Consider the following 9,399-nt stretch of genomic DNA (forward strand, 5'->3'; position numbering starts at 1 on the left):
GGCAAGGCCGCCTGCAACACCAACTACGGCGTCGGCAAGGACGCGTGGCCGAACGGCTCGAACGACGGCATCCGCGCGCTGCTCGCCGAGCACGCGGGCAGCAACGCCAACTGCCTCAGCTTCGCCCGCTCGACGCGCGACCGAAGGTCCGACAACGGCAACGCCGAGGCCTCGCTGGCCTTCGAGAGGGTCGGCGGCGACGCGATCACCTGGGCTACCCGAAAGGCCGGTGTGCCCAACAACCTGACCCAGAAGCAGGTCAGGGACATCTACAACTGCACCATCACGGACTGGAACCAGATTCCCGGCAGCACCGTATCCGGCCCCATCCAAAAGCATCTCCCGCAGGCCGGTTCCGGCACCCGCACGGAGTTCATCCGCACGGTGCTCCGTGGCGTCGACCCGACCCTGCCCGTCGGCGGCTACTGCGCTTCGAGCATCTTCGTGACCGCGCAGGAGAACCGCGGCGACGCGCCGCAGATCACCTCCGTCGACGCGATCATTCCCTATTCGAAGGCCGCGTACCGGGAGCAGACCAACCCGGCCACCGGGGTCGCGAACCACACCAACGGCTTCGTCCTGGGCAACATCGACGGCAAGGCCCCCAACGCGAGCGACTTCGTCGGCAACATCGACGTCTACTACGTCTACGACGACATGGACAACGAGAACGACGCCGACACCATCGCGTTCATCAACTGGGCCAAGGCTCCCGCCCAGCGTGCGATCTGGACCGCATTCGGTTACAGGGACTGATCTGCGAGAGCCGGTGCCGCGGGTGCCTCGGTGCCCCCTCGGCCCCGGAGTCGACGAGCAACAAAGCTCGCGTGAGCGGCCGTTCACCCTCCCGTGGCGGATCGCTCACCGGTTCGCCATCGCGAGCCTCTGCTGTTTCCCCCGCAGTCGCCCAACGGGCTACCGCGTGCTGTTTGGCTGAATCCCATACACCCCGGAAGGGCATTTCATGAAGCTTCGTCGTCTCATCGCGCTCACGGTCGCGGTTCCCGCCGCGCTCGCCATCGCCGCGGTCCCGGCCTCGGCGAAGGACGCCAAGTCCACCACGACCGCGCCGGCCACCGTCGGTACCGTCAAGGTGAACCCGTTGTACGGTCCGACCGGTTTCGACGGCAATGCGACGGCCCGCGCGAGTGTGCCGTGTGCCGCGGACGCGACCGCGTTCCGGTTCGTCGTACGGACGCCCGACGCCGGTGACCGCGTGTTCGGCAGCTCGTACCTGGGCACGCCGCTCGCGGCCGACCACGTCGCCGACACTTCGGCTGTCGGCCCGCGTTCGCTCTTCCCGGAAGGCTCCGAAGCGCAGGAAGGTGTCGCGCACAAGCTCGTCACCCAGTGCTACACGTACGTTGACGGCGCGCTGAAGATCACCGAGCCCGCCTCGGTCGACCTGCACATCAACAACGGCGTGTGGTCCGCGCTTTCGCCCGAGGCTCGTGCACTGCCGACGAAGATCGGTGCGCTGCGCTTCGGCCTGGTCCTGTTCCGCGGCTTCGCGCCCGGTGAGCACGTGGACGGCACGCTCCGTGCGGTCGACGGCACCACCACCCCGGTCTCGCTTCAGCCGCAGCTCTCCCCGAACGGCACGTGGGGCGGCGCGCTCCTGACGCTGCCGGCCACCGTGGCCGACGGTTCCTACAGCCTCGTGCTCTCCGGCACCGACTCGCACGCGACCTCTCAGGTCGCCGTCACGCTGGACTCGTCCCGCCTGTGGTGGTGACGCGTAACCGGTGACATGTCTTGGGCCGCCGGGGTTTTTCCCGGTGGCCCATTCGTGGTTCGTCCCCCGTTTTCCCTTTTCTCAACGGAGTTGACCAGATGAGCCTAAGACTCGCGCGCGTGCTGGCATCGTGCGGAGCCGGGCTGCTCGTGTTGTCGGCCGCGCCGGCGATCGCGGCGGCAGCCGACGCCGATCCGCCGGCACCGACGATCGTCGTCGACCCGGGTACCGGCACGATCGACGCCAGAGTCTCGCTGCGGGCCACCGGACCGTGCGCGGCGCCGGCGACCAACTTCCGTTGGAAGCTGTCGGGCGGCACCTTCACCGCGCCGGTGTTGCTCAACGGCGCAATAGGCGACGAGCTGGACGAAACGCGAATCCCGGCCCAGGACCTACGGCTGTTCCCGTCGGGCACGGTGCTCACCGGCACGTTCAAGCTGACGTCCGAATGCCTGGACGACAGCGAACACGCGCTCAGCGAAGTCGCTTCGGTCGACATCACCACGGCCGGCGGGACGACTTGGAGCGTGGCCGCGCCGCCCACGTCGGAGCCGCCCACGACCACGCCTCCCACCACCGAACCGCCAACAGGCGACGACGCTCTCGTCCTTGATCCCACGTCCGGCACGATGGCCACGAAAGTAGCTCTTCGATCCACCAAAGCCTGCCCCGAGCCGGCTACAGGATTTCGGTTCGTACGCTCGATAGCCGGAGAATCCACCACGACTATGGACGGTGATGTTCCGCAGCCCCTGCCTGCCGACCGCAAACCCACCAGGGCCAAGGGACCCCTTCTCTTGCTGGGTGCGACACAGACAGGCAACTATCACTTCCACGTGCAATGCACAGTCGGCGTGACCGTTCCTGTCCAAATCAGCGTGGAAGAGCTCGTGGGGATCGACGTACGTTTCGACAACGGAGCCTGGCGCGTCGTCGACAAGGTCATCCCTGCCGTTTCCTACGTAGGCCAGGTAGACATCCCCGATGCCGACATCGAGGTCCCCACTGCCCTGACTCTCTCCGGCTTCCCGGCCAACGAGGACTTCACCGCGGTCATCACCAAGAAGGGAGACTCCGCGTTCCGGCCCGTGTCTGCGAAAGCAGGCAAGACTGACGCAAAGGGCGAATTCGCGCAGACTTCCCTCCCATTTCCGCGGGCGGCGGCCGTCTGGGTCGACGGTGAATACGTGCTGACCACAACCTCGACACCTTCCAACACCAAGGTCGAACAGCCCTTCCGTATCAAGCTGGCGCATGCCGGCGCCACCAACGGTTCCACCCAGGGTCAGACGGCGGGAACGACCGCGGGCACGACGGCCGGGACCACGGCGGGAACGACCGCGGGCACCACCGCCGGTACTACCGCGGGCACGACCGCAGGCACCACTGACGGCACCACCGCCGGCACGACTGCCGGTACCACCACCGGGACCACGGCCGGCACCACTGCGGGGACCACCACCGGCACGACGGCCGGCACCACCGCGGGCACCACCAGCGGCACCACGGCCGGCACGACGACAGGCACCACCTCCGGTACCTCGAGCGGCACCACGTCCGATACCTCGAGCGGCACGTCCGCCGGCACCAGCTCGGGCGGCAGCAGCGGCGGCGGTGGCGGTGGCGGTCTGGCCCACACCGGTGCGCTGCTCGACCCGCGACTGCTCGGCACCTCCGGCGGCCTGCTGCTGATCGCGGGCAGTGTGCTGTGGTACCGCGCTCGCAGCCGCAGCGCGCTCCTGGAGGGCAGCGGCTCCTACGGCGACGAGGAGACCCCCACCGCGGCGTGATCCCACGCCCCGAGGACCGGGCTCTGTCGCGGCGCACGGGCCGCGACAGAGCCCTTCCTCGTCGGCGCTCGGGTCAGCCGAACTGCGACGTCACCTCGGCCGAGATCAGCGCCAGGTGGTCGAGGTCGTGCAGGTCCAGGATCTGGAAGTACACCCGCGTCGCGCCGAGTTCCGCAAAGCGGCCGATTTTGTCGACCACCTCTGCGGGCGAGCCCGCGAGGCCGTTGGCCTTGAGCTCGTCGGGGTCGCGACCGATCACGGCGGCACGCCGGGCGACCGCCGCGTCGTCCTTGCCCACGCACGTCGCGAACGCGTTCGAGAAGACGATGTCGTCCGCCTTGCGGCCGTGTTCGACCAGCGCCTCGCGCACCCGCCCGAACTGTTGTGCGGCGACCTCCGGCGAGCCGAACGGGATGTTGAACTCGGCGCCGAACCGTGCGGCCAGCGACGGCGTGCGCTTGGCGCCGAAGCCGCCGATCAGGATCGGCGGATGCGGGCGCTGCACGGGCTTGGGCAGCGCGGGCGAGTCGGCCAGCGAGTAGTGCTGCCCGTCGTAGCGGAACGTGGCCCCCTCGGGGGTGCCCCACAGACCGGTCACGATCTCCAGTTGCTCTTCGAGCCGGTCGAACTTCTCGCGCGGGAACGGGATGCCGTAGGCGGCGTGCTCCTGCTCGAACCAGCCCGCTCCCAGGCCGAGTTCGATCCGACCGCCGGACATCGCGTCGACCTGTGCGACCTGGATCGCGAGTACTCCCGGCAGCCGGAAGGTCGCGGCGGTCATCAGCGTCCCGAGTCGGATGCGCTTGGTCTCCCGGGCCAGTCCCGCCAGCGTGATCCAGGCGTCCGTCGGCCCCGGGAGGCCGTCGCCGTCGCCCATTCGCAGATAGTGATCCGAACGAAAGAAGGCGTCGAAGCCGAGATCCTCGGTGGCCTTGGCCACCTCCAGGAGAGTGTCGTAGGTCGCGCCCTGCTGCGGTTCGGTGAAGATACGAAAATCCATACGGCCATCCTCCCCTGATCATGCGAATACTGATCATGCGAGCCTCGCAGGGAAGGGCATCACCCGCGCCGAGCCGGAATCCGAGCCGGACGCCGAGGCCGAGACCGACCCCGCGACCGAGGCCGACACCGCATCCGAGACCGAGACCGACCCGCGGCGCCGCCGGGGCGGGATGGCCGGTGCGTGTCGATGCGGATACCCGGACCACGTCGCGGTCTCCTCGGCGGCCCGCAGCCGAACGAGGTTACGGAACACGATCGCCCACGCCGCCGCGCACGCTCGGCGCTCGGCGGGATGCAGCTGCGCCCAGTGCGTGCACGGATTTTCGGGCATGCCCTGCCGAGCGAGCAGCGTCAGCACCTTGGCCGCCCGACCGAGCACTCGCGCGGCGCTGGCGATCGGCACCGCGGTCGGGTCCCCGCCCGGCATCGGCACCACGGTGTCGGCCCCCGGGCCGGTCACCCGGGCCACGATCTCGCGGGCGTCACCGAGCTCGTCGGCCACCCTGCACAGGCAGCCGCCGCGATCGGGTTCACCGCTCCAGGCGTGCACGACCTCCTGCACGGTGCGCAGGGCGAGCGCGAGCGCGGCCAGGGCTCGTGGCGTGGAATCGACGGTGGCCAACTCGTCGTCCAACTCGGCGAAGGTCTCGATGGCGTGCATGGATCACTCCCTGGTGCGGTGTGTTTGCGGCGCCTCCAAGATTGAGGCCCAAAACTGGGACGTCACGCCCACCGGCACCCAATCTGTGGACAACCAAGCCGTTTTCGCTGCGGTTTCACTCTTCGGAGTGACGCACTCCCCGAGTTGTCCACAGGGCGCCTGCACGGATGGTGACCACCGTGCCAACCTCATCGTTTCCCGGGAGAGACGAAAGCCACGCGAAAGCGATCGGCGACGAAACACCCACCGGCACACCGGCACCGACGGATGCCGGCCGATGCCGACACCGAGCACACACACCAGCACCAGGAAGTGGTGGCATGTCCTACACCGACGAACCCACGACCGGCTACGCGTACGACACCGGCGAACTGCACGGCCTCGTACGCCGCTTGTACAACATCCGGGCCGACTATCTCGCACCCGGCTGCTTCGCCGAGCCCTCGCGGGTCGCGGCCGACACCGCTCTGGGCACCGACGCGTTCGGGGTGCTCCCGGGCGCAGCGGAGCTGACGGATCGTCATCGACGCGCCGCCGCACGGATGGTCACCCTGTTGGCCCAGGTTCGGGCGGAGTTGGAGACGACCCGCGCGGACCTGACACACGCCGTGGACCGGTTCACGGGCACCGAGGCCGACGTCAGCACGCTCATGCGCACGGCGGCCGCCCGATGACCGCCGGCGAGGTCGTACCGGCGTACGACGCCCTTCAGGCGGCCGACCCCGCCCGCGTCGCCGCGGCGGCCGACGGGTGGCGACTGGCCGCCACCCGGCTGACCGAACTGCGCGACGCGCTCACCACGACGGCGCGCCGCAGCGCCGACACCTGGACCGGCGGCGGCGCGGCCCCGTTCGCGACCCGCTGCCAGTCGCTCGCCTACACCGCCGAAGCGCTCGCGGCCCGCAGCACCGAACTGCACGAGCACTTGGCCGCCGCGGCCCGGGCCCTCGCCACAGCGGTCGAGAGCGCCACCGACCGCACCACGGCCCAGGTCGCCGCGACGCACCTGGAGGACGTGTACCGCGGCCTCGGCGACAGCTTCCCGGAACTCACCGAGTTCACCGAACTCGCAGCCACCCCACCGATCGACGCGGAGCCGACGATCCCGGTACCGCCCAAGCCCACACCGCCCACCGCCACGACCGAACTGCCCGCAACGCCCCCGATGCCCGCGACGCCCCCCATGTCCACCCACGCATGCGCGTCACCTCCGGCGACCGCCGCCGTGCCCCCACCACGCGAACCCGGGCCCCAAGAGCCGGGAACACCCACCGGCGCCCGACCCGCCCCCGACGCCGCCGGGTCGCCGTGCGGCGCACCGCCGCCCGCCGCCACGAGACCGCCGACCACCACAACGGCCAGCCCACCACCGTCACCACCCCAGCCGCACGCGGAACGCGAACCGCAACCCCAGTCGCCCAAAGCCACCGTCCCGCTCCCGACGACGAGCAGCTCCGAGCCCCCGCCCGGCACCTGCCTCACCGGCACCGATCTCACCACCGCGGGCGCGGGCCAGACCCCATGGGTGCCCACCACCTCGACCGTCGTGCCCGCCTCCACCTACGCACACCATCCGGCCCCGCCGGCCTCGCCCGTCGTGGCCTCCCCGCTCCCCCGCCCGCCTCGCCCCGTCGCCCGAAACGGCTTCGGCGCCGCCGCCCACCGACCGACCACACCGGGCCCACCGGATCCGGCCACACCCACGCCCCCGATCACGGGCGTGCGCATCGCCCCCGGCCTGCGCGCCGGCACGACCGAACACCCCGCCACCACCCAGGACGCGTCCCTACGACGCGAGCCCGTTCCCGACGTGACCGGCGGCACCGCCCGCGAGGGCACGCCCCAGCGCCCGGGCGCTCCCACGTGGCTGCCCACCCCCAGCGCAACCGGCGCGCCCCTCCAAACGCCCTCACGCCCCCGACCCGCGAACCGCTATGCGACCAGATCGGCCGAGGAGTGGTCGGAATGACCGGGCACCCGCGCCCTCGAACGACACCCCATCCACAACCGGCACTCCACGACGACCCACCCCACCGCCCGCCCCGTCGAAATCCCCGGCAATCCCACACCTCCACATCGCCGGTCCGCACCGAAGCCCGACCCCCCACCAGGCCCGAACCCCACACCACCAAGCCCCGAACCCCACCACGCACCCAGGCACGACAAAGCCGCCCCGACACAGCCGAGGCGGCCTTGTGTCCCCACATCCGTCCGATCGATCAGCGCCGACCGCGACCGCTGTCCCGCTTGGCCGGGCGCGGGCCCGGCTCCAGGATCGCCACGGATTCCACGTGGTGCGTGTTCGGGAACAGGTCGAACGACCGTACCGAGCGCAGCTTGAACCCGAAGCTCGCGAAGTACGCGACGTCGCGCGCCAACGCGGCCGGGTCGCACGCCACGTACGCCACGCGCCGAGGCGTCAGCCGAGCGATCCGCTCGACGACCGCCTTGCCGGCACCGGCCCGCGGCGGATCCAGCACGACGAGGTCGGCCCGGCGCAGGAAGCCGGGCCGGCTGAGCACCTTCTCGACGGTGCCCACCTCGAAGCGCGCCCCCGGCACGTCCCGCAGGTTGTGGATCGCGTCCTCGACGGCCTGCTTCGAGCTCTCGATGCCGATGATCGTGTCACTGTCCGCGACCCGCTCCGAGATCGCGCCCGCGAACAGGCCGACGCCGCAGTACAGGTCGAGCGACAGGTCGCCGGGCTTCGGGTCGAGCCCGTCGATGACGGCCCCCACAAGCACGTCGGCGGCGGCCGGGTGCACCTGCCAGAAACCGCCCGCCGAGACCTTCCAGGTTCGGCCCGCGGCCACCTCGCGCACGGCGGGGCGGCCGTGCACCTTGCGCACCCGGCCCTTGTCGTCGGCACGGAACACCGACACCGCCCGGTTCAGCTCGACGATCGGCATCCGACCGTCCGCGCCCTCGGCCGGCACGACCGTGACGGCGCGGTCGAGGGAGCCGGTCGCGGAGACTGCCTCGACCGACGCGACGCCGGGCCACTCGTGGGCCTCGACGCCGAGCTCCTCGACGCCGGGCGCGGCGATCGGGCACCCGTCGATCGGCTGGACCTCGTGCGAGCGGTGCTTGCGCAGCCCCGCGCGACCGGTTTTGGGGTCGACGGCGAACTGCACTCGGGTGCGCCACCCCAGGCCCTCGGGCATCCCGGGCGGGCCGTCCACGGCCTCGACGTCGACGTCGAACTTCACCTTGCCCAGCCGCACGAGCTGTTCGGCCACGACATCGCCCTTGAGCCGGCGCTGCGCCGCGGGCGTGGCGTGCTGCCAGTCGCAGCCGCCGCACATGCCGGGCCCGGCCACCGGGCACGCGGGCGTGATCCGGTCGGGGGACGCGGTGAGCACCTCGACCACGTCGCCGCGCAGAAAACGCGACGTGGGCCCACCGTCGGTGATCCGCACGACGGCACGCTCACCGGGCAACCCGTGCCGGACGAAGATGACGCGACCCTCGTGGCGGGCCACGCAGTGCCCACCGTGGGCGACCGGGCCGATCTCGACCTCGTACCGCTCACCCCGCAGGGACTGGTCCGTTTCGGGGGTCGTCGATCCGACAGGCACGGCACTCCTCATACGACTAGAAAACCAACGCGAAAACTCAACCGATGCACCACACGCAACCAACGCGACGCGCTACACCACACACAGCCAACGCGACGCGATACACCACACACAGCCAACGCGACGCGATACACCACACGCAACCAACCCGACGCGACACACTGCGCGCGTCCGACGCGACGCGACTCACTCCGCGCGTCCGACGACTTCTCCATGCACCGCACGCAACCGACGCGACTCGATGCATCGCACGCAAGCGACACAACCGACGCGACTCGTGGAATCGAGAAGATTCACAGCCGGCACGCCACGGTCGGCTCGGCGCCCGATGCCGCGCCCGAGGGGTTCACGGCACGCGCGGCGACGCCCGGGGGCGACATCGGCGGCACGGCGACACAAAGAAAGCGCCTCACGGCGGTGGGCGCGGTTCCAGGGTAGTCCCTACCCGAAGAAGCCGCGCCCACCGTCGGTGTCACCAAGCGGACCCGATCACCCGCCCGAACGATTCCCTGACCAACGCCCGGCCACTTCCCAGACCGATTTCACAACCGCTCCTCCCACCGATCCCCCGATCCCCCCGACCGGCTGCCCCGATCGCCCCCACCAGGTCCCCGGCGCGGCCCGACCCGACCC

General features: G+C 70.8%; 8 protein-coding genes. 5 read left to right on the forward strand and 3 right to left on the reverse strand.

Annotated elements, in window-relative coordinates; all coding sequences use genetic code 11:
* From GT354_RS32640 to GT354_RS52890, 3 genes are all read left to right on the forward strand, one after another.
* On the forward strand, nucleotides 1–756 hold a 756-nt coding region (locus GT354_RS32640; RefSeq protein ID WP_202512571.1), incomplete at its 5' end, for a substrate-binding domain-containing protein.
* 208 nt (nucleotides 757–964) lie between these two features.
* Nucleotides 965–1,735, forward strand: coding sequence for a hypothetical protein (locus GT354_RS32645; protein WP_161359989.1), 771 nt, complete (start codon nucleotides 965–967; stop codon nucleotides 1,733–1,735).
* 98 nt (nucleotides 1,736–1,833) lie between these two features.
* Nucleotides 1,834–3,525, forward strand: a complete 1,692-nt coding sequence (locus GT354_RS52890) for a hypothetical protein (RefSeq protein WP_202512572.1) — start codon at nucleotides 1,834–1,836, stop codon at nucleotides 3,523–3,525.
* Between the two features lie 73 nt (nucleotides 3,526–3,598).
* Here the strand turns inward: GT354_RS52890 and GT354_RS32655 are convergent, their stop codons facing one another.
* Nucleotides 3,599–4,525, reverse strand: a complete 927-nt coding sequence (locus GT354_RS32655) for an LLM class F420-dependent oxidoreductase (protein WP_161359990.1) — start codon at nucleotides 4,523–4,525, stop codon at nucleotides 3,599–3,601.
* Nucleotides 4,526–4,558: 33 nt separating this feature from the next.
* Nucleotides 4,559–5,188, reverse strand: coding sequence for a hypothetical protein (locus GT354_RS32660; protein WP_161359991.1), 630 nt, complete (start codon nucleotides 5,186–5,188; stop codon nucleotides 4,559–4,561).
* Between the two features lie 320 nt (nucleotides 5,189–5,508).
* On the opposite strand from GT354_RS32660, the gene GT354_RS32665 reads away from it, so the two are divergent.
* Nucleotides 5,509–5,862 carry a hypothetical protein gene (locus tag GT354_RS32665; protein WP_161359992.1) on the forward strand — a complete coding sequence of 118 codons (354 nt, stop codon included), beginning with the start codon at nucleotides 5,509–5,511 and terminating at the stop codon, nucleotides 5,860–5,862.
* Nucleotides 5,859–7,157: a hypothetical protein gene (locus GT354_RS32670; protein ID WP_161359993.1), complete on the forward strand. Its 1,299-nt coding sequence runs from the start codon at nucleotides 5,859–5,861 to the stop codon at nucleotides 7,155–7,157. The genes GT354_RS32665 and GT354_RS32670 overlap by 4 nt, the downstream gene beginning before the upstream one ends.
* Nucleotides 7,158–7,407: 250 nt before the next feature.
* Here GT354_RS32670 and GT354_RS32675 read toward each other — a convergent pair whose 3' ends face one another.
* Nucleotides 7,408–8,766, reverse strand: coding sequence for a class I SAM-dependent RNA methyltransferase (locus tag GT354_RS32675; protein ID WP_346012284.1), 1,359 nt, complete (start codon nucleotides 8,764–8,766; stop codon nucleotides 7,408–7,410).
* Between the last annotated feature and the right edge of the window lie 633 nt (nucleotides 8,767–9,399).

It is taken from the genome of Streptomyces sp. SID3343 (assembly GCF_009865215.1).
Classification (GTDB): Bacteria; Actinomycetota; Actinomycetes; order Streptomycetales; family Streptomycetaceae; genus Embleya.